The sequence below is a fragment of the Streptomyces sp. NPDC107654 genome (genome assembly GCF_055639035.1).
In genome coordinates, this window is the sequence record NZ_JBVKBI010000021.1 from 85,937 (window position 1) to 111,236 (window position 25,300).

28 protein-coding genes and 1 pseudogene are annotated in these 25,300 nt (G+C 73.2%); 23 read left to right on the forward strand and 6 right to left on the reverse strand.

Annotated features, from left to right (window positions below; translation table 11 throughout):
* Positions 1 to 2: 2 nt before the first annotated feature.
* Both ACZ7N4_RS29815 and ACZ7N4_RS29820 read right to left on the reverse strand, forming a co-directional pair.
* Positions 3 to 257 carry a MoaD/ThiS family protein gene (locus ACZ7N4_RS29815; protein ID WP_467930673.1) on the reverse strand — a complete coding sequence of 85 codons (255 nt, stop codon included), beginning with the start codon at positions 255 to 257 and terminating at the stop codon, positions 3 to 5.
* A 68-nt stretch (positions 258 to 325) separates the two neighbouring features.
* On the reverse strand, positions 326 to 1,174 hold the full coding sequence (locus tag ACZ7N4_RS29820; protein WP_471363994.1) for an alpha/beta hydrolase: 849 nt from the start codon (positions 1,172 to 1,174) through the stop codon (positions 326 to 328).
* 180 nt (positions 1,175 to 1,354) lie between these two features.
* Here ACZ7N4_RS29820 and ACZ7N4_RS29825 point away from each other — a divergent pair, with 180 nt between their 5' ends.
* From ACZ7N4_RS29825 to ACZ7N4_RS29850, 6 genes are all read left to right on the forward strand, one after another.
* Entirely contained in the window at positions 1,355 to 2,164 is an 810-nt protein-coding gene (locus tag ACZ7N4_RS29825) for a winged helix-turn-helix transcriptional regulator (RefSeq protein WP_471363997.1), read from the forward strand.
* A 119-nt stretch (positions 2,165 to 2,283) separates the two neighbouring features.
* A complete protein-coding gene (locus ACZ7N4_RS29830) occupies positions 2,284 to 3,306 on the forward strand; it encodes a LacI family DNA-binding transcriptional regulator (protein WP_471364001.1) in 1,023 nt (340 codons plus the stop codon).
* Between the two features lie 120 nt (positions 3,307 to 3,426).
* The gene (locus tag ACZ7N4_RS29835; protein WP_471364004.1) at positions 3,427 to 4,422 is read left to right on the forward strand and encodes a S1C family serine protease; all 996 of its coding nucleotides are present in this window, start codon (positions 3,427 to 3,429) and stop codon (positions 4,420 to 4,422) included.
* Between the two features lie 26 nt (positions 4,423 to 4,448).
* The gene (locus ACZ7N4_RS29840; protein WP_471364007.1) at positions 4,449 to 4,670 is read left to right on the forward strand and encodes a hypothetical protein; all 222 of its coding nucleotides are present in this window, start codon (positions 4,449 to 4,451) and stop codon (positions 4,668 to 4,670) included.
* Positions 4,671 to 4,763: 93 nt separating this feature from the next.
* A complete protein-coding gene (locus ACZ7N4_RS29845) occupies positions 4,764 to 5,498 on the forward strand; it encodes a response regulator transcription factor (protein WP_189303312.1) in 735 nt (244 codons plus the stop codon).
* Complete coding sequence (locus ACZ7N4_RS29850) at positions 5,495 to 6,985, forward strand: HAMP domain-containing sensor histidine kinase (protein WP_471364010.1); 1,491 nt, start codon at positions 5,495 to 5,497, stop codon at positions 6,983 to 6,985. Before ACZ7N4_RS29845 ends, ACZ7N4_RS29850 begins: the two co-directional genes overlap by 4 nt.
* Before the next feature lie 46 nt (positions 6,986 to 7,031).
* Here ACZ7N4_RS29850 and ACZ7N4_RS29855 read toward each other — a convergent pair whose 3' ends face one another.
* Positions 7,032 to 7,511, reverse strand: a complete 480-nt coding sequence (locus ACZ7N4_RS29855) for a MarR family winged helix-turn-helix transcriptional regulator (RefSeq protein ID WP_471364013.1) — start codon at positions 7,509 to 7,511, stop codon at positions 7,032 to 7,034.
* A 119-nt stretch (positions 7,512 to 7,630) separates the two neighbouring features.
* Between ACZ7N4_RS29855 and ACZ7N4_RS29860 the strand changes: the two genes are divergently transcribed.
* From ACZ7N4_RS29860 to ACZ7N4_RS29885, 6 genes and pseudogenes are all read left to right on the forward strand, one after another.
* Complete coding sequence (locus ACZ7N4_RS29860) at positions 7,631 to 8,542, forward strand: NmrA/HSCARG family protein (RefSeq protein WP_471364016.1); 912 nt, start codon at positions 7,631 to 7,633, stop codon at positions 8,540 to 8,542.
* Positions 8,539 to 8,964, forward strand: coding sequence for a MarR family winged helix-turn-helix transcriptional regulator (locus tag ACZ7N4_RS29865; RefSeq protein WP_471364019.1), 426 nt, complete (start codon positions 8,539 to 8,541; stop codon positions 8,962 to 8,964). Before ACZ7N4_RS29860 ends, ACZ7N4_RS29865 begins: the two co-directional genes overlap by 4 nt.
* A 43-nt stretch (positions 8,965 to 9,007) precedes the next feature.
* Positions 9,008 to 9,184, forward strand: coding sequence for a hypothetical protein (locus ACZ7N4_RS29870; protein WP_471364023.1), 177 nt, complete (start codon positions 9,008 to 9,010; stop codon positions 9,182 to 9,184).
* A 9-nt stretch (positions 9,185 to 9,193) separates the two neighbouring features.
* Positions 9,194 to 10,003 (forward strand): annotated as a pseudogene (locus ACZ7N4_RS29875) (pectinesterase family protein); the annotation flags it as partial.
* A 28-nt stretch (positions 10,004 to 10,031) separates the two neighbouring features.
* Complete coding sequence (locus tag ACZ7N4_RS29880; protein ID WP_471364025.1) at positions 10,032 to 11,315, forward strand: ATP-binding protein; 1,284 nt, start codon at positions 10,032 to 10,034, stop codon at positions 11,313 to 11,315.
* On the forward strand, positions 11,312 to 12,436 hold the full coding sequence (locus ACZ7N4_RS29885; protein ID WP_471364028.1) for a tetratricopeptide repeat protein: 1,125 nt from the start codon (positions 11,312 to 11,314) through the stop codon (positions 12,434 to 12,436). Before ACZ7N4_RS29880 ends, ACZ7N4_RS29885 begins: the two co-directional genes overlap by 4 nt.
* Positions 12,437 to 12,461: 25 nt before the next feature.
* On the opposite strand, the gene ACZ7N4_RS29890 is transcribed toward ACZ7N4_RS29885, so the two are convergent.
* On the reverse strand, positions 12,462 to 14,246 hold the full coding sequence (locus ACZ7N4_RS29890; RefSeq protein ID WP_471364031.1) for a bifunctional metallophosphatase/5'-nucleotidase: 1,785 nt from the start codon (positions 14,244 to 14,246) through the stop codon (positions 12,462 to 12,464).
* A gap of 160 nt (positions 14,247 to 14,406) precedes the next feature.
* Here ACZ7N4_RS29890 and mshD point away from each other — a divergent pair, with 160 nt between their 5' ends.
* From mshD to ACZ7N4_RS29930, 8 genes are all read left to right on the forward strand, one after another.
* On the forward strand, positions 14,407 to 15,333 hold the full coding sequence (mshD, locus tag ACZ7N4_RS29895) for a mycothiol synthase (RefSeq protein WP_471364033.1): 927 nt from the start codon (positions 14,407 to 14,409) through the stop codon (positions 15,331 to 15,333).
* 101 nt (positions 15,334 to 15,434) lie between these two features.
* Entirely contained in the window at positions 15,435 to 15,821 is a 387-nt protein-coding gene (locus ACZ7N4_RS29900) for a GntR family transcriptional regulator (protein ID WP_471364036.1), read from the forward strand.
* The gene (locus ACZ7N4_RS29905; RefSeq protein ID WP_471364039.1) at positions 15,818 to 16,711 is read left to right on the forward strand and encodes an ABC transporter ATP-binding protein; all 894 of its coding nucleotides are present in this window, start codon (positions 15,818 to 15,820) and stop codon (positions 16,709 to 16,711) included. The genes ACZ7N4_RS29900 and ACZ7N4_RS29905 overlap by 4 nt, the downstream gene beginning before the upstream one ends.
* On the forward strand, positions 16,708 to 17,778 hold the full coding sequence (locus tag ACZ7N4_RS29910; RefSeq protein ID WP_471364042.1) for an ABC transporter permease: 1,071 nt from the start codon (positions 16,708 to 16,710) through the stop codon (positions 17,776 to 17,778). Before ACZ7N4_RS29905 ends, ACZ7N4_RS29910 begins: the two co-directional genes overlap by 4 nt.
* Positions 17,775 to 18,527, forward strand: coding sequence for a hypothetical protein (locus ACZ7N4_RS29915; RefSeq protein WP_471364045.1), 753 nt, complete (start codon positions 17,775 to 17,777; stop codon positions 18,525 to 18,527). Before ACZ7N4_RS29910 ends, ACZ7N4_RS29915 begins: the two co-directional genes overlap by 4 nt.
* 157 nt (positions 18,528 to 18,684) lie before the next feature.
* Complete coding sequence (locus ACZ7N4_RS29920; protein WP_471364048.1) at positions 18,685 to 21,045, forward strand: RNA degradosome polyphosphate kinase; 2,361 nt, start codon at positions 18,685 to 18,687, stop codon at positions 21,043 to 21,045.
* Positions 21,026 to 22,141: a CHAD domain-containing protein gene (locus tag ACZ7N4_RS29925; RefSeq protein WP_471364051.1), complete on the forward strand. Its 1,116-nt coding sequence runs from the start codon at positions 21,026 to 21,028 to the stop codon at positions 22,139 to 22,141. Before ACZ7N4_RS29920 ends, ACZ7N4_RS29925 begins: the two co-directional genes overlap by 20 nt.
* Positions 22,142 to 22,158: 17 nt before the next feature.
* Complete coding sequence (locus tag ACZ7N4_RS29930; RefSeq protein WP_471364053.1) at positions 22,159 to 22,599, forward strand: NUDIX hydrolase; 441 nt, start codon at positions 22,159 to 22,161, stop codon at positions 22,597 to 22,599.
* A 23-nt stretch (positions 22,600 to 22,622) separates the two neighbouring features.
* Here the strand turns inward: ACZ7N4_RS29930 and ACZ7N4_RS29935 are convergent, their stop codons facing one another.
* Positions 22,623 to 22,808, reverse strand: coding sequence for a hypothetical protein (locus ACZ7N4_RS29935; protein ID WP_471364057.1), 186 nt, complete (start codon positions 22,806 to 22,808; stop codon positions 22,623 to 22,625).
* A 138-nt stretch (positions 22,809 to 22,946) separates the two neighbouring features.
* Here ACZ7N4_RS29935 and ACZ7N4_RS29940 point away from each other — a divergent pair, with 138 nt between their 5' ends.
* Both ACZ7N4_RS29940 and ACZ7N4_RS29945 read left to right on the forward strand, forming a co-directional pair.
* Positions 22,947 to 23,837, forward strand: coding sequence for an SCO4651 family lipoprotein (locus ACZ7N4_RS29940; protein WP_471364060.1), 891 nt, complete (start codon positions 22,947 to 22,949; stop codon positions 23,835 to 23,837).
* A gap of 117 nt (positions 23,838 to 23,954) precedes the next feature.
* Entirely contained in the window at positions 23,955 to 24,116 is a 162-nt protein-coding gene (locus tag ACZ7N4_RS29945; RefSeq protein WP_471364066.1) for a hypothetical protein, read from the forward strand.
* A 15-nt stretch (positions 24,117 to 24,131) separates the two neighbouring features.
* Here ACZ7N4_RS29945 and ACZ7N4_RS29950 read toward each other — a convergent pair whose 3' ends face one another.
* Entirely contained in the window at positions 24,132 to 24,440 is a 309-nt protein-coding gene (locus ACZ7N4_RS29950; RefSeq protein ID WP_471364069.1) for a metal-sensitive transcriptional regulator, read from the reverse strand.
* Positions 24,441 to 24,676: 236 nt separating this feature from the next.
* Between ACZ7N4_RS29950 and ACZ7N4_RS29955 the strand changes: the two genes are divergently transcribed.
* Entirely contained in the window at positions 24,677 to 25,297 is a 621-nt protein-coding gene (locus ACZ7N4_RS29955; RefSeq protein ID WP_471364074.1) for a DUF47 domain-containing protein, read from the forward strand.
* The last annotated feature ends 3 nt before the right edge of the window (positions 25,298 to 25,300 follow it).

Consider the following 25,300-nt stretch of genomic DNA (forward strand, 5'->3'; position numbering starts at 1 on the left):
GCTCACCCTCCTGCGAACGGCGGGAGCACCTCGACCGTGCCGCCCTCGGCCAGCCGTACCGTCTCATGCGCGCGGGTCCCGACGGGGTCGCCGTCGACGAGGAAGGAGCATCGCTGCAGCACGCGCGTCAGTTCGCCGGGGTGGCGCGCACGCGCGGCGGCCAGCGCGTCGGCCAGCGTGTCCGCCTCGTACGGCTCCTCGGCGACCTGGGCCGCGGCCTTGGCGGCGGCCCAGTAGCGGACCGTGACCTGGGGCATCTGAATCCTCAATCGACGGCAGGGAACAAGAACAATCCAAGAGAAAGACAAGAACAGTGTGGGGCAGGCTAGCCCGCCGCCGACACCGACCAGTGCCCGATCCGGGCCATCAGGGCGTCGTCGGCCGCGTGCTCCGCGTGGCCCATGCCCGGCTCGATCCAGAGTTCGCCGTGCTCACCGGCCGCCTCGGCGAGCATCCGGGGGTGGTCGAGGGGGAAGTATCCGTCCCGGTCGCCGTGCACGATCAGCAGGGGGGTCGGGGCGATCCTGGAGGCCGCCTCGACCGGGGAGAGCGGCACCGGGTCCCAGTCCCGGTGGTGGATGCGGGTGCGCAGACCGTAGCGGCCGACCAGGCGGCCCTCGGGCCGGGTGACCAGCCAGTGCAGGCGGCGCATGGGGGCCGTGCCGCGGTAGTACCAGCGGGCCGGGGCGCTGACGGAGACGACGGCGTCCGTGCCGCCGTGCAGCGCCGCGTGCCGCAGCACCACCGAGCCGCCCATGGAGAAGCCGACGGTCACCACACGGGTGTGACCCAGGCCGCGGGCCCACTCCACCGCGGCGGCGAGGTCCAGCACCTCCTTGTCGCCGACGGTGGAACAGCCGCCCGAGCGTCCGTGGCCGCGGAAGGAGAAGGTGACGACCGCGCCGTAGCCGCGCAGGACGCCCGCGACACGGCGCACGTGCGGGCGGTCCACGTCCCCGGTGAAGCCGTGCGCGATCACGAACACCAGGTCACGGGAGGACGCACGGGGGGTGTCGGGAAGACTTCCGTGCACGGCGGAGCCGGGATCGTATACGGAATCGACCGGAATTCCGTCGGGGGTGCGCAGGAATGTCCGCACAGGGCCTCGTCTGCCTGTCTCGGAATGCGGACGAACGGTGGAACGGGCCACATCACCTGCCGGACGGTTGCTCATGTGGGCTATTCTGCTGGGCAGAGGACTCGGGCAGCGTAGCCCCCGGGTCCTTTTGTGCTTTCGGAAGCGTTGTATACGAAGCGGGGAACCCCAGGTGACCGCCGGTGTACGGGGCCTTCGGGATCGCAGAGCAGTGCCCGTCCGCACAGTCCTCGCAGAGACCGAGGAGGAACCAGACGTATGAGTTCTCTGCTGCTCCTGACCAACGCCCTCCAGCCGTCGACGGAGGTGCTGCCCGCGCTCGGCCTGCTGCTGCACAACGTGCGGGTCGCCCCCGCCGAGGGCCCCGCCCTCGTCGACACCCCCGGTGCCGACGTCATCCTGGTCGACGGCCGCCGCGACCTCCCCCAGGTGCGCAGCCTGTGCCAGCTGCTGCGGTCCACCGGTCCCGGCTGTCCGCTGCTCCTCGTCGTCACCGAGGGCGGCCTCGCCGCCGTCACCGCCGACTGGGGCATCGACGACGTCCTGCTGGACACCGCCGGCCCGGCCGAGGTCGAGGCGCGGCTGCGGCTCGCCATGGGACGCCGGCAGCTCGTCAACGACGACTCGCCGATGGAGATCCGCAACGGCGACCTGTCCGTGGACGAGGCCACCTACTCCGCCAAGCTCAAGGGACGGGTCCTGGACCTGACCTTCAAGGAGTTCGAGCTGCTCAAATACCTCGCCCAGCACCCGGGCCGCGTCTTCACCCGCGCCCAGCTGCTGCAGGAGGTGTGGGGGTACGACTACTTCGGCGGCACCCGGACGGTGGACGTGCACGTACGGCGGCTGCGCGCCAAGCTCGGCCCCGAGCACGAGTCGCTGATCGGAACCGTCCGGAACGTCGGTTACCGGTTCGTCACCCCCGAGAAGCCCGACCGCTCCGCCGACAAGACCGACAGGTCCGCCCGCTCCGCCGAGGGGTCCAGGGCCAAGGCCGGCCGGGCAAAGCCGGAGGATGCGGACGCGGTCGCCGTGCTGGACGGCGTCGAGGTCCACGCCGAGGCGTAGCGGGGACGCGGTGGGCGCGTGAGCTGCGCCCGGGCGGCCCCGCCCTCCCGCGGGATCCTCGTCCGGCCGCCATGTGATACGCCCTGCCCAGAGCGGATCAATCCGCGTAGACTCCGCGCGTGGCCAAGGTGACTCGGGATGACGTGGCACGGCTGGCTGGAACCTCCACCGCCGTCGTCAGTTATGTCATCAACAACGGACCCCGGCCGGTCGCCCCGGCCACGCGCGAGCGTGTCCTCGCGGCGATCAAGGAACTGGGGTACCGGCCCGACCGGGTCGCCCAGGCCATGGCCTCCCGGCGCACCGACCTGATAGGCCTCATCATCCCGGACGCCCGCCAGCCGTTCTTCGGGGAGATGGCGCACGCGGTCGAGCAGGCCGCCTCCGAGCGCGGGAAAATGGTCCTGGTCGGCAACACCGACTACATCGGCGAGCGCGAGGTCCACTATCTGCGCGCCTTCCTCGGCATGCGCGTCTCGGGCCTGATCCTCGTCTCCCACGCCTTGAACGACCTCGCCGCCGCCGAGATCGACGCCTGGGACGCCCGGGTGGTGCTGCTGCACGAGCGGCCGGAGGCCATCGACGACGTCGCCGTGGTGACGGACGACCTCGGCGGCGCCCAGCTCGCCGTGCGCCACCTGCTGGAACACGGGTACGAGTACGTCGCCTGCATGGGCGGTACGGCGCAGACGCCGGCCGTCGGCGACCCGGTCTCCGACCACGTCGAAGGCTGGAAGCGGGCCATGGCGGAGGCGGGCCTCGGCATCGAGGGCCGGCTGTTCGAGGCGCCGTACAACCGCTACGACGCCTACCGGGTGGCCCTGGACGTGCTGTCCGGGCCGAACCGGCCGCCGGCGATCTTCTGCTCCACCGACGACCAGGCCATCGGTCTGCTGCGGGCCGCGCGCGAGCTGCGCATCGACGTGCCCGGGGAACTGGCGGTGGCCGGCTTCGACGACATCAAGGAGGCCGCGCTCGCCGACCCGCCGCTGACCACGGTCGCCTCCGACCGCTCGGCGATGGCCCGGGCGGCGGTCGACCTGGTGCTGGACGACGGGCTGCGGGTCGCCGGGTCCCGTCGGGAGCGGCTGAAGACGTTCCCCTCACGGCTGGTGGTGCGCACGAGCTGCGGCTGCGTGTAGCTTCGCCGACCGCCCCCCGCGGCCACTTCGCGCGCGTCTTTATATGGGGCAAACAAGGTTCTGCCGGGCTTCTCAGGGCACACTCAGGAAGCTCTCATGGTCACGGGGGACTCTTTTCCCATGACCGAGAGCCAGGGCACCTACGAGCAGCCGCACCCCTCCTACTCCGCCCCCGTGAACCCCGAGTGGCCGCCCCCGCCGCCGTACGAGCCGGCGGTCACGGCTCCCGGGCCGGGGAAGAAGCGGCCCCGGGGCCCGGTGGCCCTGCTCGCGGCGGTCGCGATCGTCGCGGCGGCGGTCGGCGGCGGCACGGCGTACGCCTTCCAGGAGCTGGCCGGCGGGGACACGGTCGCCACCGCGGGCAGCAGCACCACCGTGGTGCCGTCGAGCAAGAGGGGCGATGTCGCCTCCATCGCCGCCGCGGTCACCCCGAGCGTGGTCGAGATCAACGCGACGCTGGCGGGCGGCTCCTCCACCGGCTCCGGCGTGATCATCACGTCGGGCGGCGAGGTCGTCACCAACAACCACGTCGTCTCCGGCGCCACCTCGATCAAGGTCCGCACCAGCGACGGCAGGAGCTACACCGCCGAGGTGGTCGGCACCGACAGCTCCAAGGACCTCGCGCTGATCAAACTCCAGGGTGCCTCCGGTCTGAAGCCGGCCGCGCTCGGCGACTCCGGTGGCGTCCAGGTCGGCGACACGGTCGTCGCGATCGGCTCCCCCGAGGGCCTGACCGGCACGGTCACCAGCGGCATCGTCTCCGCCCTGGACCGGGACGTCACCGTCTCCACCGACGAGAACCAGGGGCAGGGGCAGGACGGCGGCGACGGGCAGTGGCCGTTCCAGTTCGGCGGCCGTGAGTTCAACGGCGACACCGGCTCGTCCACCACCACCTACAAGGCCATCCAGACCGACGCGTCCCTGAACCCCGGCAACTCCGGCGGCGCCCTGATAGACGCGAGCGGGCACGTCATCGGCATCAACTCCGCGATGTACTCCTCCGGCTCGCAGGCCTCCTCGTCCTCGGACGCGGGCAGCATCGGCCTGGGCTTCGCCATCCCCGTCGACACCGTCAAGTCCGACCTGGCCAAGCTGCGGGCGGGCTCCGGCAGTTAGCAACACACCAGTGCAAGGAGCAGGTCATGATCAAGAACGTTCCCCACCGGTTCAGCGAGCGCGGCCCGGCCGGTCTCAGCCTGGCCCTGTCCCTCGCCTCCGAACCGCAGGTGCCCGTTCCGGCGCCCCGCACCCCCGGGCAGCCGACCGTCACGCCGGTCCCCCAGCTGATGGGCCTGCGCACCTCCGCCGCCCGTCCGCACCGCCGCAAGGTCCCGCTGCACCGGCTGACCACGGTGGCCGCCTGACCACCGTGGCCGCCCGGCCGCCCTGTGTGTCCCCGGCGCCCCGACATGGCACGCTGAGAGGCACCCGTCCCCCGCACCCCGAGGAAGCGAGCGATGAGCCCCGCCGAAGGCGACCGTGACCCCCAGCGCATCCTGATCGTCGACGACGAGCCGGCCGTACGCGAGGCGCTCCAGCGCAGCCTCGCCTTCGAGGGGTACGACACCGAGGTCGCCGTCGACGGCGCGGACGCCCTGGACAAGGCCACGGCCTACCGGCCCGACCTGGTCGTGCTGGACATCCAGATGCCCCGCATGGACGGCCTGACGGCGGCCCGCCGCATCCGGGGCGCGGGCGACACCACCCCGATCCTGATGCTCACCGCCCGCGACACCGTCGGCGACCGGGTCACCGGCCTGGACGCGGGCGCGGACGACTACCTGGTCAAGCCGTTCGAGCTGGACGAGCTCTTCGCCCGCATCCGCGCCCTGCTGCGCCGCAGCTCGTACGCGGCGGCGGTGTCCGCCGAGGCCCAGGAGGACGAGGCGCTCACCTTCGGCGACCTGCGCATGGACCTCGCGACCCGGGAGGTCACGCGCGGCGGGCGGCCCGTCGAACTGACCCGCACGGAGTTCACCCTGCTGGAGATGTTCATGGCCCACCCGCGCCAGGTCCTCACCCGCGAGCAGATCCTGAAGGCCGTCTGGGGCTTCGACTTCGAGCCCTCCTCCAACTCCCTCGACGTCTACGTCATGTACCTGCGCCGCAAGACCGAGGCGGGCGGCGAGCCGCGCCTGGTGCACACCGTGCGCGGGGTGGGCTACGTCCTGAGGCAGGGCGGCGCCGAGTGAAGCGGCTGGCGCGCCGGTACCGGGCGCTGCCGCTGCGGGCACGGCTGGCGATGCTGGTCGCCGCGGCGGTGGCGTTCGCGGTGGCGGCGGTGTCGGTGACGTGCTGGTTCATCGTGGAGCGCAAGCTCTACGACCAGCTCGACCAGGACCTGCAGAAGTCCCTGCGGAACACCACGCAGACGGACCAGCTGGAGTTCACCCTCAACCACTGCACGGACACACCGCAGTCGGGCACCTTCCTCCTCCGGGACCGGTACTCCCAGGTGGTCACGGACGACGGCAAGGTCTGCCTCTTCGGCGGCGCCTCGGGCAGGATCAAGGTCACCCAGGCGGACAGGACGGAGATCAAGGACCTCGCGCCCGACATCCTGTACTTCCGCAACGGCAGCGACGACGAGGGCAACGAGCTGCGGATCCTCACCAAGCCCGTCGGCTCCACCGCGACCGTGAGCGGCGGGCGCGGGCCCAACGTGGGTGTGCTCATCGCCCTGCCGCTGAAGACCACGCAGAAGACCCTCAACGACCTCGCCCTGATCCTGCTCCTGGTGTCCGCCGTCGGCGTCGTCGGCGCCGGGGCGGCGGGCCTCGCGGTCGCCCGGGCCGGACTGCGCCCCGTCGACAAGCTCACCGAGGCCGTGGAGCACGTCGCCCGGACCGAGGACCTGACCATCCGCATCCCCGTGGAGGACCTCAGCGAGGACGAGGTCGCCCGGCTGTCCCGGTCGTTCAACTCGATGACCGCCTCGCTGGCCAGCTCCCACGACCTCCAGCAGCAGCTCATCGCGGACGCCGGCCACGAACTGCGGACGCCCCTGACGTCGCTGCGGACGAACATCGAACTCCTCACCCGCAGCGAGGAGACGGGCCGCCCCCTCCCGCCGGAGGACCGCAAGGCGCTGCTCGCCTCGGTGAAGGCGCAGATGACCGAACTGGCCGCGCTGATCGGGGACCTCCAGGAGCTGTCCCGCTCGGAGGGGCAGCGCGGCGAGCGGGTCCAGGTGGTCGCGGTGCAGGACACCGTCGAGGCGGCCCTGCGCCGGGCGCGGCTGCGCGGCCCCGAGCTGTCGATCAGCGCGGACCTCCAGCCGTGGTTCGTCCGGGCCGAGCCGTCCGCGCTGGAACGGGCGGTCGTCAACATCCTCGACAACGCGGTGAAGTTCAGCCCGGAGGGCGGCACGGTCGAGGTGCGGCTGGAGGAAGGCGTGCTCACCGTCCGCGACCACGGTCCCGGCATCGCCGAGGACGAGCTGCCGCACGTCTTCGACCGCTTCTGGCGCTCCCCCAGCGCCCGCGCCCTGCCCGGCTCCGGCCTCGGGCTGTCCATCGTCGCCCGTACGGTGAAGCAGGCGGGCGGCGAGGTCACGCTGGCCCGCGCGGAGGGCGGCGGCACGGTGGCGACGGTCCGGCTGCCGGGGGCGCCCACGCCGCCGCCGGAGATGCCCGAGAAGCGGGAGGCGGCCGGGTCGCCGGAGCCGTCGGCCGGCTGATCCGGGAGCCGGGCTCCGGCCCGGGGTCGGTCCGGCTCGGTCCCGCTCAGTCCGGCTTGGGCATGGTCCGCAGGCGCCGGATCTGGGTGTGGCTGAGGTCGTGCACCCGGCGCATGTGCCGGGTGATCGCCCTCAGCTCGTCCTCGCTGTGGTCGTCCAGGAGGGCCTGCCAGGCCTGGCCGAGCTCGTCCCAGAGCGCGGTGACGCGGGCGATCCGTTCCGGGACCGGGGTGACCAGCACCCGGCGGCGGTCCTGCCGGTCGGGGGTGCGGGTGACGTAGCCGCCGCGCTCCAGCCGGTCCACGAGACGGGTGGCCGAGCCGGTGGTGAGCCCGGTGAGGTCGGCGAGCCGGCGGACGGTGAGCGGCTCGGGTTCGGCGGTCAGCAGGCTCAGGGCCTGGACGTCGGTCGGGTGCATCCCGAGGTGGTCGGCGACGGCCTGGTTGAACAGCACGTACGCGGCCAGATGGCGCCGGGACTCCACGGCCAGCTCCTCGTGGAGGCGGGCGCGGTCGGGGTCTGGCACGGCGGGCTCCTTCCCTGGCGTCTCGAAAAAACACTGCGCGACGCAGTGAATTACGGATAGGTTGCTGCACGGCGCAGCAAATGCGTCACGCAGTAATGCTATCCGTCAGGGGGACACCCATGCTCACCATCGCCGTCACCGGCGCCACCGGCGCCCAGGGCGGGGCCACCGCCCGCGCCCTGCTGGCCGCCGGCCACCGCGTCCGCGCCCTCACCCGCCGGCCCGCTTCACCCGCCGCCGACACCCTGCGCGGCCTGGGCGCCGAGGTCCGGCACGCCGACTTCGACGACCGCGCCTCCCTCGACGCCGCACTGGCCGGCGCGGACGCCCTCTTCGCGGTCACCACCCCGTTCACCCCGGGCGCAGGCGCGGACACCGGCACCGACACGGAGGTCCGGCAGGGCACGGCCCTCGTGGACGCCGCCGCCGGGGCCCGCCTCGGCCATGTCGTCCTCACCTCCGCCGCCCACGCCGACCGGGGCACCGGCATCCCGCACTACGAGAGCAAGTGGGTGGTCGAACAGCACCTGCGCGCCTCCGGGCTGCCCTGGACCGTGATTGCCCCGGCCGCGTTCATGGACAACTTCGCGACCGGCTGGAGCCTCGACGGACTGCGCGCCGGCGTCTTCGCCTGGCCCATGCCGGCCGACCGGCCCCTCACCCTCATCCCGGCCGCCGACATCGGCGCGTTCGCCGCGCTGGTCCTCGGCCGCCGGGACGACTTCGCGGGCCACCGGATCGACATCGCCTCCGACGAGTGCACGCCCGCGCAGATCGCGGCCGCCCTCACCGCCGCCCTCGGCCGCCCGGTCACCCACCAGGAGGTCCCCCTCGCCCAGGTCCGCAGCCACTCCGCCGACCTCGCGGCGATGTTCGCCTACTTCACCGGCACCGGCCTCGACGTCGACGTCCCCGGCCTGCGCCGCGCCCACCCCGGGACCGGCTGGCAGACCTTCGCGGACTGGGCGGACGGGCAGGACTGGCCCGCTCTGCTGAACACCCCGCACCGCACCGGAGGAACCCCCGCGTGAAACCCATCGGCTACTGGCTCAACCGCACCGACAAGGCCCTCACCCGCGCGATGAACGACGTGCTGTCGGAGTTCGGCCTCACCCGCCTCGACTGGCAGGTCCTCAACGTCATCCGCGACACGGCGCCCGGAGCGACGGACTCCGGCGTCCTGTCGGCACTCGCCGCCAACGCCGACGTCCACCGGCTGAGGGACTCCGTCGACGCCGTCCTCACCGGCGGCTGGGCGACCCGCACAGCCCCGCACGGGCTGACCCTCACCCCGGACGGGCACCGCAGGACGGCCGCCGTCACCGAGAGGGTGCGGGCGTTCCGCGACCGGTGCATGACCGGCATCTCGCCCGACGAGTACCGCACCGCGGTCCACGTCCTGGAGCGCATGACGCACAACGCCGAGGGGCGGCAACCTTCCCGCGTTCCGTGACGACTGCCCAGCGGTCCATCACCCGCAGGAAAGGCAGTTCCGCATGAGTGAGCACCGCAGCACGGCCAGGCCCCGCCACCGCAGAAGCCGCAAGCCCCTCGCGTACGGACTGCCGCTCGCGCTCGCCGCGGGCGGTGCCCTCGGCTACGGCCTCCTCGCCCCCGGCGCCCAGCCGCGGGCCTCGGCCGCCGGCACCACCGCCGCCGCCGTGCCGGCCTGAACCACGGCCACCGCCGACCTCACGATCCACCACAACTGGATCCGCGAGACCGAGCAGCGCAACCCCTCCACGGACAACGTCGCCCACGCGCACCTGTACAACAACCACCTCCAGGACGAGCCGGGGACGACGATCACGTCCTCGTACGGGAACTACGCGCGCGGCAGGACCAACATGCTGCTGGAGAACTCGTCTTCCAGGGGCTGAACAACCCGGTGATCAGGGACGCCACCGCCACCCCCGTCCAGCGCGGCAACGTCTTCTCCGGCACCGCCGACCGCAACGAGAGCGGGGGCTCGGGCGCCGCCTGGGACCCCGGGAGCTCCTACGGCTACACCCCCGACAAGGCGGCCGACCTACGTCACCGGCAACGTCGACTTCGTCTTCGGGCGGGCCACCGCCGTCATCGACCGGTCGGTCATCACCCTGAAGAAGCGCTGGGACGGCAGCTCCGCCGGCTATGTCACGGCCCCCAGCACCGCGGCCGGCCGCAAGGGCATCCTGATCGCCAACTCGGCCGTGACCGGCAGCGTCTCCGACCAGAGCTTCCACCTCGGCCGGCCCTGGCACGCGGGCGGCGACGCCACCCTCGACCCGCAGACCACCGTCCGCAACACGTCGCTGAGCGCCGCGATCAAGGCCGCGCCCTGGACCGACATGAGCGGCTTCTCCTGGAAGGACGACCGCTTCGCCGAGTACCGGAACACCGGCGCGGGCTCGGGCGCGGCGAGCGGCGACCGTCCCCAGCTGACCGACGCCCAGGCCGCGAACCAGGAGGTCGCGGACTGGCTGGGGGACTGGACGCCTGCCGCCTCCTGACCCGGGGCGGTTCCGTAGGGTGGGCGTCATGCCGGAAGACTCCCCCCTGATACAGAGCCTGCGTACGGCAGTTGCGGCCGCCCCTGCCGACGTTCCGCTCCGACTGCACCTGGCCGAGCTGCTGCTGAACGCCGGTCAGAACGAGGCGGCGGTCGCCGAGGCGGCCGTCGCCCTGCAGCACGCGCCCGGCGACGCGCAGGCGCGGCAGCTCATGGCCCGGGCGATGGGGATGCCCCCGCAGGCGCCGGTGCACGAGGCCACGCAGGCGCCGGTGCAGGAGACCCCGCGGGTGCCGGCTGCCGGTGACCGTGCCCGGTTCGACTGGCGGGCCGCCGAGCAGCAGGTCGGGGACGTCGTACCGCCCCGGTTCGTCACACCCCAGGCACCGCTGCGGGCCGACGGGAAGGACGGCCCCGGGGACGCCGACGCCTGGGACGTGGAAAAGCCCGGCGGGGTGCGGCTCGCCGACGTCGGCGGGATGCAGGAGGTCAAGGACCGGCTGGAGGCCGCCTTCCTCGCGCCGCTGCGCAACCCCGAGCTGCGCAGGCTGTACGGCAAGAGCCTGCGCGGCGGACTGCTGCTGTACGGCCCGCCGGGCTGCGGGAAGACGTTCATCGCGCGGGCCGTAGCCGGGGAACTCGGCGCCTCCTTCCTGTCGGTGTCCGTCAACGACGTGCTCGACATGTGGATCGGCAACTCCGAACGCAACATGCACGAGATCTTCCAGACCGCCCGCCGGCAGGCCCCCTGCGTGGTCTTCCTGGACGAGCTGGACGCGCTCGGCGGCAAGCGCAGCCGCAGCGCGCACAGCGGGATGCGCACCACCGTCAACCAGCTGCTGACCGAGCTGGACGGCATCGACTCCGCCGCCAACGAGGGCGTCTTCGTGCTGGCCGCGACCAATGTGCCCTGGGACGTGGACACCGCCCTGCGCCGGCCCGGACGGCTGGACCGCACCCTGCTCGTGCTGCCCCCGGACGCCCCGGCCCGCGAGGCGATCCTCCGCTACCACCTGCGCGAACGGCCCATCGAGAACATCGACCTGGCCAAGCTGGCCAAGGTCACCGACGGGCTGTCAGGGGCCGACCTGGCGCACGTCTGCGAGGCCGCCGCCGAACGCGCCCTGCTCGACTCGGCCCGCACCGGCACCGTCCGGCTGATCGGCATGAAGGACCTGCTGGCCGCGGCCGGGGAGGTCGCCCCCTCCACCGAGCCCTGGTTCGCCTCCGCCCGCAACGTGGCGATGTTCGCCAACGAGGGCGGGACGTACGACGACCTGATCACCTATCTGAAGAAGCGGCGGAAGCTGTGAGCACCGGACTGCACCCGGCCCTGGAGCGGGCGGACGCGCTCTTCGAGCTGGGCCGTCACGACGAGGCGAAGGCACTGCTCGGCCGGCGGCTGGCCGAGGACCCCGAGGACGTCGGCGCCTGGGTCCGCCTCGCCCGCTGCCACCGGGCGGTGAAGGGCGAGGAGGCCCAGGCGCTGGAGGCCGCCGAGCGGGCGCTGGCACTCGCCCCCGAGCACGTGCCCGCGCTCCTCCAGCGCGCCCACGCCCTGCAGGCCTGCGGCCGCGTCGTGGACACGGAGGACGTGCTCCGCGAGGTCATCCGCCTCGACCCCGCCTACTGGGTCGGCTACGCGCGGCTCGCCCAGTGGCTGCCCGCCATCCGCGCCCTCCGCTTCGGACAGGCGAACGGCGGCGGGGTCAGCCGGGACGCCATGGACGCCTTCTGCCGGGAGGCGGACGAACTGGCCCGCGAGGCCGTCCGGCTGGCGCCCGAGGAGGTGTACCCGTACGAGGTGCGCTGGTCGATAGCCAACCTGACGGGCGACCGGGCCCTCGCCGACGAGATGGACCGGGCCATCCTCCGGCTCGATCCCCACCACCCCCAGGCCCTGGCCCGGCGGACCGAGCAGGCCGCCGCCTCCCCGGGCGTCAAGGCCGCCGAAGCCGCCACGCTCTACGCCGACGCCCTCGCCGTCACCCCGGACTCCGCCCCCCTGCGCGAGGGGCTGGACGACGCCTCGTACCGGCTGCTGCGCGGGGTGCGCTGGCTCGCCCTGCTGTGCGTGGCGCTCGCCGGGGTGATGCTCGACCTGTTCGCCACCGACGGCGAGCCCCGGCGCGCGCTGCCCGTCCCCGTCGGCCAACGGCTGTGGACGCTCGTGCCGTTCGCCGCCCTGTGGGCGGTGGGCGCCCTGCTGCGCTACCGCCGGCTGCGCAAGGGCGTCCGGTACAACATCCGCTCCCTGGTCCGGCGCCGCCGCTGGCCCCGGATCGTGCTCGGCCAGGCCGCCTGGGCCATGCTCTGCGCCCTGCTGCTGACCCAGGTGCCGTGGACCGGGCGGACCGTGCCCCAGGTCCTCTTCTGGGCGGGGCTGGCCCCGACGGCGGCGACCGTCTGGTTCGACCGCCGGAAGAAGAACTGAGGCACGGGCCCCGCCCCGGCGGGGCTCAGCTCACGACCGTGATCCGGTCCGCCTTCGGCGGGGCGATCGGGTGCGCGGCCGAGGAGTTCGCCGTCAGGTACTTCTGCAGCGCGCTCAGGTCGTCCGAGCCGACCAGGTCGTTCGTGCCCTGGCCCAGCGTCGGGAAGCCGTCGCCGCCGCCCGCGAGGAAGCTGTTGGTGGCGACGCGGTAGGTGGCCGCGGGGTCGATCGGGGCGCCGTTCAGGCGGATCGAGTCGGTGACCACGCGGTCGGCGCCCGACTTGGTGAGGTCCAGGGTGTAGGTGAGGCCGGCGGACGGCTGGAGGATCTTCGGAGTCGCCGCGTTGACGCCGCTCACCTGCTCCTTGAGCACCTGGACCAGCTGGGCGCCGGTGAAGTCCTGGAGGTTCACGGTGTTGGAGAACGGCTGCACGGTGAAGCCCTCGGCGTAGGTGACCACGCCGTCGCCCTCGGCGCCCGTTGCCGCGTAGGTCAGGCCGGCCCGGACGCCGCCCGGGTTCATCAGGGCCAGGCTGGTCCTCGGGTCCAGCTCACGGCCGTGGGCGAGCTGCGCGTCGGCGATCAGGTCGCCCATCGGGGACTCGGTGCCGGTGTTGTCGACGCCGGCCGAGATCCAGCCGATGGGACGGTTGCCGATGGGGGCGGCCAGGGTGTTCCAGCGGGAGATCAGGCCGGTCATGTCCGCCGCCTTGGGGACGTCCCGGGTGACCACGTGGTTCGCGGACCGCACCGCCGTACGCGCGATGTCGCCGGTGCGGCGGTCGTAGGTCAGCGTGGTGTCGGTGTAGAGGCGGCCGAAGGAGGACGCCGAGGTCACCATGCGGGGACGGCCGGACGGGTCCGGGATCGTGCAGACGTACGCCTGGTGGGTGTGGCCGGTGACCAGGGCGTCCACCGCCGGGGTGACGTTCTTGGCGATGTCCACGATCGGGCCGGAGATGCCGCTGCCCGCGCCCGGGGAGTCGCAGTCGTAGTTGTAGGAGCCGGAGGCCGGGTAGCCGCCCTCGTGGATCAGGGCCACGATCGACTGCACGCCCTGGCGCTGGAGGACCCTGGCGTACTTGTTGATGGTCTCGGCCTCGTCCTTGAAGGACAGGCCCTTGACGCCGTCGGCGGAGACGATGCCCGGGGTGCCCTCCAGGGTGACCCCGATGAAGCCGATCCTGACGTCCTTCTTCTTCCAGATCCAGTACGGCCTCAGGAGCGGCTTGCCGGTCTTCTCGTCCTGGACGTTCGCGGCCAGGTACGGGAAGTCGGCGCCCTGGAACTCCTGGTCGCCGTAGCAGCCGTCCGTGGGGTGGCAGCCGCCGTTCTGCAGGCGGCCCAGTTCCCGGGCGCCCTCGTCGAACTCGTGGTTGCCGACCGAGGTGACGTCCAGGTCCAGCTTGTTCAGCGCCTCGACGGTGGGCTCGTCGTGGAACAGGCCCGACAGCAGCGGGGAGGCGCCGACCAGGTCGCCGGCGGCCGCGGTGACCGAGTACGGGTGTCCCTCGCGGGCCTGGCGGAGGTGGGTCGCGAGGTACTCGACACCGCCCGCGTCGATCGTCTTCGTCGTGCCGTCCGGCTGGAGTTCGGTGACCCTGCCGGAGGAGCCGGACGGGGGCTCCAGGTTGCCGTGCAGGTCGTTGAAGGACAGCAGCTGGACGTCCTGGTAGCGGCCCGGCCGGTGGTGGCTCTCGTGCGCGTCCGCCGGGAGGGCGGCGGTCAGCGCCGCCGCCGTGGCGAGGGTGGCTGCGCCTGCGAGAAGGGCGTACGTACGGCGTCCGGTGCGCCGGGGCGCGGCTGGCATGGGACCCCCCTGTGGGTCGGCTGTGGTGGCTCGGCGCAGCCTAGGGTCAACGCGCGTAGCGCGACAGGGGGTTCGGGGTTACATCCTGGTTTCCCTTTGCGGGTCCTTTTGCGGCCGGTGTGCCGGGACTTCGCCCCGGTGGCCCCGTACTCTCGTACGCATGAGCAGCGACGACACCGTACGGGGCTTTCCCGCCCGCTCCATCGAGACCTTCTCCGCGCTCACCCCGGACCGGGCCGAGGCCGTGCTGCGCCTGCTCGGCGAGGCCGCCCGGGTCGACGGGCAGCAGCCGGTGTCCGAGCAGGGCCGGCTGCAACTGCGCGGGGACAGCCGCGAGGGCGTCTCGCACCTGCTGCTGTGCGTCGACGGCGAACTCGTCGGCTACGCCCAGCTGGAGGACACCGATCCGGTGGAGGCGCCGGCCGCCGAGCTGGTCGTGCACCCCGCGCACCGCGGGCACGGGCACGGGCGGGCGCTGGGTGCGGCCCTGCTCGCCGCCTCCGGCAAGCGGCTGCGGGTGTGGGCGCACGGCGGCCACCCCGCCGCCCGGCACCTGGCCCAGGTGCTCGGCCTGACCCTGTTCCGCGAACTGCGCCAGATGCGACGGTCGTTGACCGACCTGGAGCTGCCCGATCCGGTGCTGCCGGAGGGTGTGACCGTGCGCGCCTTCGTGCCCGGCAAGGACGACGCGGCCTGGCTCGCGGTGAACGCCGCAGCCTTCGCCCACCACCCCGAGCAGGGTTCGCTGACCCAGCGCGACCTGGACGACCGCAAGGCCGAGCCCTGGTTCGACCCGGCCGGGTTCTTCCTCGCCGAGCGGCGCGGGGAGCTGGTCGGCTTCCACTGGACCAAGGTGCACGCCGAGGAGGGGCTCGGCGAGGTGTACGTCCTGGGGGTGCGGCCCGGCGAGCAGGGCGGCGGCCTCGGCAAGGCCCTCACCACGATCGGGCTGCGCCACCTGGCCGCCCAGCAGCTGCCGACCGCGATGCTCTACGTCGACGCCGACAACAAGGCGGCGGTGTCGGTGTACGAGCGGCTGGGGTTCACGGTGCACGAGACGGACCTGATGTACCGCGCCGAAACCTGACATCTCCCCGGGTCCGGGGCACGAGGGGCGGTCGCCTTGACGACCGCCCCTCTTTTGCACCACCCTTTCACTACTCAATTAGTGAAAGGGTGGTGCACCGGATGGTCGAGTACCGCATCGACCGGCACAGCGGCGTGGCCACCTACGTGCAGATCGTCCAGCAGACGAAGCACGCCCTCCGCATGGGCCTGCTGGAGCCGGGCGACCGGCTGCCCACCGCACGCGAGGTCGTGGAGGCCACCGCCATCAACCCCAACACCGTCCTGAAGGCGTACCGCGAACTGGAGCGCGAGGGCCTGGTGGAGGCGCGGCGCGGGCTCGGCACCTTCGTCCGGCGGTCCCTGGGCACCGCCCCCGCGGACTCCCCGCTGCGCACGGAGCTGGAGCGGTGGGCGGACCGCGCCCGCGCCGCCGGGCTGGAGCGGGACGACGTGGCCGCACTCTTCACCGCCGTACTCGACACGCACTTCCAGGGAGACCCGACATGAGCAGCGACACGGCGTTGAGGGCCGAGGCTCTGGGGAAACGGTTCGGCCTCCGCGCGCGCTGGGCCCTGCGGGACTGCTCGTTCCGGCTGCCCGCCGGGCGCGTGTGCGCGGTCGTCGGCCCCAACGGCGCCGGCAAGTCCACCCTGCTCGCCCTGGCCGCCGGGCTCACCGCGCCCACCGAGGGCGGCGTGAGCGTGCTCGGCACCACGCCGGCCGCCGCCCGCCCCCGGGTCGGCTACGTCGCCCAGGACAAGCCGCTGTACCCGCAGCTCACCGTCGCCGAGACGCTCCGCATGGGCGCCGACCTCAATCCCGGGCACTGGGACGCGGCCGGCGCCGAGCGGGTCGTCAGGGGCGGCGGCCTGGATCCCAGGGCCCGGGTCCGCTCCCTCTCCGGTGGTCAGCGCAGCCGCGTCGCGCTCGCCCTCGCCCTCGGCAAGCGGCCGGAACTGCTGCTCCTGGACGAGCCGATGGCCGACCTCGACCCGCTGGCCCGGCACGAGCTGATGGGCACGCTGATGGCGCAGGCCGCCCAGTACGGCACCACCATCGTGATGTCCTCCCACGTCGTCGCCGAGCTGGAGGACTCCTGCGACCACCTGCTGCTGGTCGGCGACGGCCGGATCCGGCTGGCCGGCGAGATCGACGACCTGCTCGCCGCCCATCTGCGGGTCTCCGGCGCCGCGGAGTCCGCCGGCCTCGGCGGGCACACCGTGGTCGAGTCCCGGGTCACCGGCCGCCAGGTGAGCGCGCTGATCCGCCCGGCCGGTCCGCTCCCGGGCGACTGGCGCACCGCCGCGCCCTCCCTGGAGGAACTCGTCCTCGCCCATCTGCGCAACCCCGGGGCGCCCGCCCTGACCCCGGCCGAGACCGAGGAGCACGCCGCGTGACCGCCACCCCGAGCGCCCCGGCCCGGGTGGCGACCGCCCCGCGCCAGATCCGCTGGCTGCTGCGCCTGCACCGCCCCGCGCTGTACGCCTGGACCGTCCTCGTGGTCGGCGTGGCCGCCACGCTGCTGTGGCTGTGGGGCCCGCTCACCGACGCCGCGGCCACCGGCTGGCACCAGTACCACACCCGCTGCTGGCGCCTCACCCCGTGCCGGTACGACCAGGACGCGATCCTGCGCTACAAGGACCTCCACCAGTACACGACCTTCGCCGTCCTGGCGGTCCCGTTCCTGGCCGCCGCCTGGGCCGGCGCCGCCCTGACCGGCCGCGAGCTGGAGAGCGGCACGGCACGGCTGTCCTGGACGCAGACGGTGTCGCCGGTGCGCTGGCTGGCCACGCGGCTCACCGTGCCGGCCCTCCTCGTCACCACGGGCACCGGTGTGCTCGCGTTGCTGCACCATGTGGTCTGGTCGGCGGGGTACCACCGGATCGACTCCGTCAAGCCCTGGGACGACGTGCCCACCTTCTACTCGGGCGGCCCGATCGTCGCCGGGCTCGCACTAACCGGTCTCGTCCTCGGCGCGCTCATCGGGCTGCTGCTGGGACGCTCGCTGCTCGCGCTGTGCGCCTCCGCGCTCGCCGTGGCCCCGCTGTGGATCGCCGTCCACCTGACCCTGCCGCACCTGTGGCCGGCCGCCACCAGCGTCAGCGGACGCCGGGCGTCCCCGTCGTACTCGGGCATCAAGGTCGAGGAGGGCATCGTCACCTCGTCCGGCGCCCACCGGCCCGCCTCCACCTGCACCGTCGACATCAGCCCCGGCTGCCGGGCCCTCAACGACCGGCGCGGCGCCGCCGGCTTCTACACCGACTACCACCCCTACTCCCACTACTGGCCGCTGCAGCTCGCCACGACCGGCGCCCTGCTCGCCCTCGCCGCCCTGCTCGCCGGGCTCGCGCTCTGGCTGGTACGGCGCCGGACCACCGGCACCCGGGCCGGCCGGACGACCGCCCTCGGCGGGGGAACCGGTGCGGGAACCGGTACCGGAACCGGCGCGGGAGCCGCCGTATGACCGCGCTCGCCCCCGCCCGCCCCGCCACCCGCCGCACCCTGCTCCGGCTGCACCGGCCGGCCCTGCTCGTCTGGACCGCGTTCGTCCTGCTCGCCGCCGGCGGACTGCTCTGGGTCCCCTACACGGCCGCCCCCCGGGACCGGGCCTGCGCGCACCCCGGTCACTGGTGCACCTACACCGCCTTCACCGACACGAACAACGTCATGAACCTCCTCGGCGAGGCCCTCTCCTACGCCCCCTGCGCGGTGGCCGCCTGGGCCGGGGCCGCGCTGGTCGGCCGCGAGCTGGAGTCCGGCACCGCGCGGCTCGCCCGGACCCAGGCCGTCACCCCGGTCCGCCGGCTGACGGCCAAGCTGGCCACGGCCGCCCTGCCCCTGCCGGCCGGGGCCGCGCTGCTCGCCCTGGTCTACGGCGGGGTGTGGTCCGCGGACCAGGACGTCCTGGTCACCGACTGGACGTGGGACCGCGTCTTCGTGCCGCGCGGCCCGCTGCTGCCCGCCCTGGTGCTGTGCGCGCTGACCCTCGGTGCCCTCGCCGGCCTGGCCCTGCGCCGCACCCTCCCGGCGCTCGCCGCCGCCGGCGCCACCACGTTCGTGCTGCGGCTGTACCTGCGCGAGCTGTGGCGTCCGGGGCGCGGCCCGCTGACCGGGTTCCGGGCCCCGCACCTCGCCGCCACCGGCTTGGTCCTCGCCGTCGCCGCGGCCGCCGGTGCCGCCGCGTACGCCGTGCTGCGCCGCCGGACCGCCTGACGGTCCGGATCCACGCCGGTCCGGTACGTCCCTCCACGAGGGAGGGACGTACCGGACCGGCGTTTTCGCATCCGGGAACCCTTCGAGCCGCTCCCCGCTATCCCACACGTCATGTCGCCGTAACCGTTGATTCAGCAAGGCTTGCGACGCTCGGCCAATGAAGCCCGCCGTGCCAGAGCCTTCGCCGCCCCCCGAGGGGCCCGTGGGGAACGGGGCCGTGACGCTCCCGCCCGCACGTTCCGACGCGCCCGTGTCGCCCGTGGCGCGGAAGAATGGGTTCATGAGTCAGCGAGACACCCAGGCAGAGGTACAGCACCCCCAGCCCTCCGTGGGCTCCATCGCCGCGCACCGTCAGCACGCCGTGGCCGCCGTGGTCTCCGACCTGGAACCCGATCTCGACGCGGGTCTCGACGCGTACGAGGAGGCCCAGGCCGACGGCACGCCGCTGCCCCAGGGCCGCTTCCTCGACCGGGAGCGCAGCTGGCTGGCCTTCAACGAGCGGGTCCTGGAGCTGGCCGAGAACCCCGACACGCCGCTGCTGGAACGCGCGAACTTCCTCGCCATCTTCGCGAGCAACCTGGACGAGTTCTTCATGGTCCGGGTGGCCGGCCTGAAGCGCCGCATCGCCACCGGGGTGGCGACGAGGTCCGCCTCCGGCCTCCAGCCGCGCGAGGTGCTGGAGATGATCTGGGCCCGCTCCCGCGAGCTGATGGCCCGGCACGCCGCCTGCTACCACGAGGACGTCGCCCCCGCGCTCGCGGACGAGGGCATCCACCTGGTCCGCTGGTCGGAGCTGACCGACAAGGAACAGGCCCGCCTCTTCACGCTGTTCCGGCACCAGATCTTCCCGGTCCTCACGCCGCTGGCCGTCGACCCCGCGCACCCCTTCCCGTACATCTCCGGCCTCTCCCTGAACCTGGCCGTGGTCGTGCGCAACCCGGTCAGCGGGCACAAGCACTTCGCGCGCGTGAAGGTGCCGCCGCTGCTGTCCCGCTTCCTGGAGGCCTCCCCGGGCCGCTACGTTCCCATCGAGGACGTCATCGCCGCCCCCAACCACCTGGAAGAGCTGTTCCCGGGCATGGAGATCCTGGAGCACCACGCCTTCCGGATCACCCGCAACGAGGACCTGGAGGTCGAGGAGGACGACGCCGAGAACCTCCTGCAGGCCCTGGAGAAGGAGCTCATGCGGCGCCGCTTCGGGCCGCCGGTGCGCCTGGAGGTCGAGGAGTCCATCGACCGCGAGGTGCTGGACCTGCTGGTCCGCGAGCTGAAGATCTCCGAGGCCGAGGTCTACCCGCTGCCCGGCCCCCTGGACCTCACCGGCCTCTTCCGCATCCACAGCCTCGACCGGCCGGAGCTGAAGTACCCGAAGTTCGTCGCCGGCACCCACCGCGACCTCGCCGAGGTCGAGTCGGCGTCCCCGCCCGACATCTTCGCGGCCCTGCGCGCCCGGGACGTGCTCCTGCACCACCCGTACGACTCCTTCTCCACCTCGGTCCAGGCCTTCCTGGAGCAGGCGGCGGCCGACCCCGACGTCCTCGCGATCAAGCAGACCCTGTACCGCACCTCCGGCGACTCCCCGATAGTCGACGCGCTCATCGACGCCGCCGAGTCCGGCAAGCAGGTCCTCGTCCTGGTCGAGATCAAGGCCCGCTTCGACGAGCACGCCAACATCAAGTGGGCGCGCAAGCTGGAGGAGGCGGGCTGCCATGTCGTGTACGGCCTGGTCGGCCTGAAGACGCACTGCAAGCTGTCCCTGGTGGTGCGCCAGGAGGGCGAGACCCTGCGCCGCTACAGCCACGTCGGCACCGGCAACTACCACCCGAAGACGGCCCGCCTCTACGAGGACCTCGGCCTGCTGACGGCCGACCCGCAGGTCGGCGCGGACCTCTCGGACCTCTTCAACCGGCTCTCCGGCTACTCCCGCCGGGAGACCTACCGCCGTCTGCTGGTGGCCCCCAAGTCCCTGCGGGACGGCCTGGTCGCGCGGATCGACAAGGAGGTCCAGCACCACCGTGCGGGCCGTCCGGCCTTCGTCCGCATCAAGGTCAACTCGATGGTGGACGAGGCGGTCATCGACGCCCTCTACCGGGCCTCCCAGGCGGGCGTGCCGGTCGACATCTGGGTGCGGGGCATCTGCGCCGTCCGCCCGGGCGTCACGGGCCTGTCGGAGAACATACGGGTCCGCTCGATCCTCGGCCGCTTCCTCGAACACTCCCGGGTCTTCGCCTTCGGCAACGGCGGCGAACCGGAGGTGTGGATCGGCAGCGCCGACATGATGCACCGCAACCTCGACCGCCGGATAGAGGCCCTGGTCCGGGTCGTCGACCCCGGCCACCGCGCGGCCCTCAACCGGCTGCTCGACACCGGCATGTCCGACACCACCGCCTCCTGGCACCTCGGCCCGGACGGCGAGTGGACGCGGCAGGCGACCGACACGGACGGCCAACCCCTGCGCAACGTCCAGGAGATGCTCATAGACGCCCGGAGGCGCCGGCGTGGCACAGCAACACCTTGACCCGACGGATTCCACGGCCGGGGTGGCGACGGGTGACGCCCTCGCGGGCTACCTGCGCGCCCAGGCCACGGAGTTCCTCCGCGCGCTGCGGGCGCACCGGGAGACCGGCGGTGGTACGGCGAACGGCGCGGAGGAGTCCGTCGACGCGGCCCGCCTCCTGCGCCGCTCGGCCCGCCGCATCAGCGCCAGCCTGCACACGTTCCGCTCGCTCCTCGACCCCGACTGGTCGGAGGAGATGCGCCCGGAACTGGCCTGGCTCTCCGGCACGCTGGCCCTGGAGCACGCGTACGAGGCCCGGCTGGAGCGGCTGTTGCTGGCGCTGCACCGGTTGTCGGGGGCGGGGGTCCTGCCCGCGCAGGCGGTGGACGTCGCCGTGGCCGCGGGCAGTCGTGCCGCCGGGGCGGCGCCCGCCCCGGCGAGGGCGGCGGCGGGCAGCCCCGGCGGGCCGGCCGGCGCGACGGCGGCGGAGCGCGGCAACCTGACCGTCGGCGCGGCGAAGGCCGGTGCCCTGCTGGAGCGCCAGCTCACCCTCGCCCGGACCAGGGCCCACTCCACCGCCCTCCAGGCCCTCGGCTCCTCCCGCTTCCACGCCGTGGCGGACAAGGTCGCCTTACTGGCCAGCGAGGTCCCCCTCACCGTCACCGCCCCCACCGCCGGCCTGCGCCCCCTGGCCGCCGCGGCGGAGGAACGCCTCACGGACTCCGTCGCCGCGCTCCCCCTCGTCACCGCCGGCCACCCCTACAACGCCGAGGCCCTGGTCCACGGCCTGTCCCCGGACCCCGCCCCGCACCCCCAGGACGGCCCCTGGCACCAGGTCCGCCTGCTGCTGCGCCTGCACCGGTACGCCCGCGAGGTGCTGCACGGCGGCAACGCCCCGGTGGACGTACGGCTGCTGGCGGCGGGCCAGGCCCTGAACCGGCACCGGGACGCCTCCGAGGCGGCCGCGGCGGCGGCGCAGGCGGCCCGTACCCCGCGGATCACCCCGGCGACGGCGTACGCCCTCGGCGTGCTCCACGCCGACCAGCGGCACGAGGTCGAGGCGGCCCGGTTCGCCTTCCAGCAGGCCTGGCAGAAACGGACCGTCAACGCGCCCTGAACCCACGAGGAGGCGGGGTGGACGACACCCTGGTCCAAGCGGCCGGCTGCGTGCTGTGGCGCCGCTCGCCGGTCTCCGGCGGCCTGGAGATCTGCCTGGTCCACCGGCCGAAGTACGACGACTGGTCCCACCCCAAGGGCAAGCTCGAAGGGGGTGAGGACCCGCTCGCCGGTGCCCTGCGCGAGGTCGCGGAGGAGACCGGGTACGCGGCCGAGCCCGGCGCCGAGCTGCCGGCCGTGCACTACTCGACGGGCGGCCGCCCGAAGCGGGTGCGGTACTGGGCGGCCCAGGCGGTTTCCGGCCACTTCACGCCGAACTCCGAGGTGGACCGCGTCCTGTGGCTCTCCCCGGCCGCGGCCCGGTCCCGGCTCACCCAGTCCCGCGACGGCGACCTGGTGGACGCGCTCCTGCGGACCCTGGAGACCGGTGGCCGCCCGCCGGGGCACGACCCCCGGTAGCCGCCCGCCGGGGCACGGGACGGCTACCCGCCTCCCCCGTGTCCCTCGGCGTCCGCACGGGCCTGGCTGCGGGCGCGGCGGGCGGGGCCGCGCCAGCCGCAGGTGCAGCGGGCCACGCAGAAGCGGCCCTGTTCGGTCGTCGTCGTCAGGTGTTCCTGCCCGGACCGGGCACGCTCCGGCCCGTCCTCCGGTACCGCGGTGACTGCCACGCCGACAACGTTACCCAGCCACGGTCACGGGCCCGGTCCGGGTCCCCGGCGCACCGGTGGCGCGTGACGGCGCCCCCTACCCGTCGTTAACCGGACACGGGGCCCGTGACGGACACACCGGCTGGGGGTAGGCAGGCGATGGATCGGCGGCAGCACAGGCGCGTGGGCAGGACGGTCGCCGCGGTGGGCATCCTCATCGGCCTCGGGACCGGGGCCACGGGCTGTGCGGGCAGCGGTGCCGCCGCCGAGGACGTCAAGGGCGCGGGCGACCCCGTCGCCGCCCTGCACCGGGCCGCCGACGCGCTGCGCGACGCCGGCACCTCCAAGGCCGGCACCTCGATGGAGATGGCCGCCGGCGGCACCCGGGTCACCATCCGCGGCAAGGGGGTCTACGACTACCGGCGCCGCCTCGGCCGGCTCACCGTGATGCTCCCCGAGGACCCCACGGGCACCTCCGCACACCGGCCGATCACCGAACTCCTCGCCCCCGGCGCCCTGTACATGAAGAACCGGGGCGCGGGCGTGCCCGCCGACAAGTGGGTGCGGGTGGAGACCTCGACGCTGTCCGACGGCAATCTGGTCACCGGCGGCGCGACCGACCCGTACACGGCGGCGGAGGTGCTGCGCGGCACGCGGGAGGCGGTCTTCGCCGGCCGGACCGTGCTCGCCGGCACGCCCGTGCGGCACTACCGCGGCACCGCCGACCTGAGCCGCGCGGCCCGTTTCGCCTCCCCGGGCGACCGGGAGGCCCTGGCCGCCGCGGCGAAGGGCTTCGCCACGGCCTCGGTGCCGTTCGACGCCTACCTCGACGACCAGGGCCGCCTCCGCAAGCTGCGGCAGCGGTTCCGCTTCGTCAACGGCCGCCAGAAGGCCACCGTCGCGGTCGCCTCGACCCTGCTGCTGTACGAGTTCGGCATCCCCGTCGACGTACCGCTGCCGGCCCCGGCGGACATCTACGCGGGCCGCATCGCCGAACACGGCGACGAAAGCGACGGGGGCCCCGGGGACGACGGGGACGACGGGGCCTGAATCCGGCCAGTCACTAGTCCGGGACGCCACCCCGTAAGTAGCCCGTCCGTGCCATGCGCGGTGTGTGGAGCCCTGCCTACTCTAGGGAGCGGTGACGGCAGGGAAGAGGTGAGGCGGGTGGCTGCGGTCGGCGGCACGGCGGTACAGGACCACGTGGCCCTCGCCGAGATCGAACTGTGCGGCGAGCTGATCATCGCGGCCTCGGCGGCCGAGGACCGGCTCAGCCTGGAGAGCATCGACGAGGTGCTGCGCGTGGCGGAGGAGCGGAATCAGGCCTGACACCGGCCGGGCGGCTCAGCTGCGCAGCAGCCGGCCGATCGCCTTCGTGGCCTCCTCCACCTTCGCGTCGATCTCGTCGCCGCCCTTGACGGCCGCGTCCGCGACGCAGTGCCGCAGGTGCTCCTCCAGCAGCTGCAGCGCGAAGGACTGCAGGGCCTTGGTGGAGGCGGAGACCTGCGTGAGTATGTCGATGCAGTACGTGTCCTCCTCCACCATCCGCTGCAGGCCGCGGATCTGCCCCTCGATCCGGCGCAGCCGCTTGAGGTGCTCGTCCTTCTGCTTGTGGTAGCCGTGCGTGGCGCCGGTCTCGGTCGTCGTCGTCATCGCGGGCCTCCGTATCGGGACGGGCTGGGGACACCGGGGGCACTGGGGACACCCCGCCGGATACATACCCCTAGTGGGTATATGGTAACGAATTTTCCGGGGTAGGGAGCCGTTCGTACGCCCCCGTGCCGACCACTGTGCCCGATGGGCGACACTGGGATGCGGCCCATTAGCCGTGGCCGGATGATGCGCCTAGCATCAGCCTGACCGAAACCGAAGCACCCCGAGGACCCCACGTGCGCTTTCGTCTGACCCCCAGGGAGACGAGCTTCTACGACATGTTCGCCGCGTCCGCGGACAACATCGTCACCGGCTCCAGGCTCCTGATGGAACTGCTCGGGGCGGACTCCTCCGCCCGGGCCGAGATCGCAGAGCGTATGCGGGCCGCGGAACACGCAGGTGACGACGCCACGCACGCGATCTTCCACCAGCTGAACTCCTCGTTCATCACGCCGTTCGACCGCGAGGACATCTACACCCTCGCCGGTTCCCTGGACGACATCATGGACTTCATGGAGGAGGCCGTCGACCTCGTCGTCCTCTACAACGTCGAGGAACTGCCGAAGGGCGTCGAGCAGCAGATCGAGGTCCTGGCCCGCGCGGCCGAGCTGACGGCCGAGGCCATGCCGAACCTCCGGACCATGGACAACCTCACCGAGTACTGGATCGAGGTGAACCGTCTGGAGAACCAGGCGGACCAGATCCACCGCAAGCTGCTCGCGCACCTCTTCAACGGCAAGTACGACGCCATCGAGGTGCTGAAGCTCAAGCAGATCGTGGACGTCCTGGAAGAGGCGGCGGACGCTTTCGAGCACGTGGCGAACACGGTGGAGACCATCGCCGTCAAGGAGTCCTGAGGC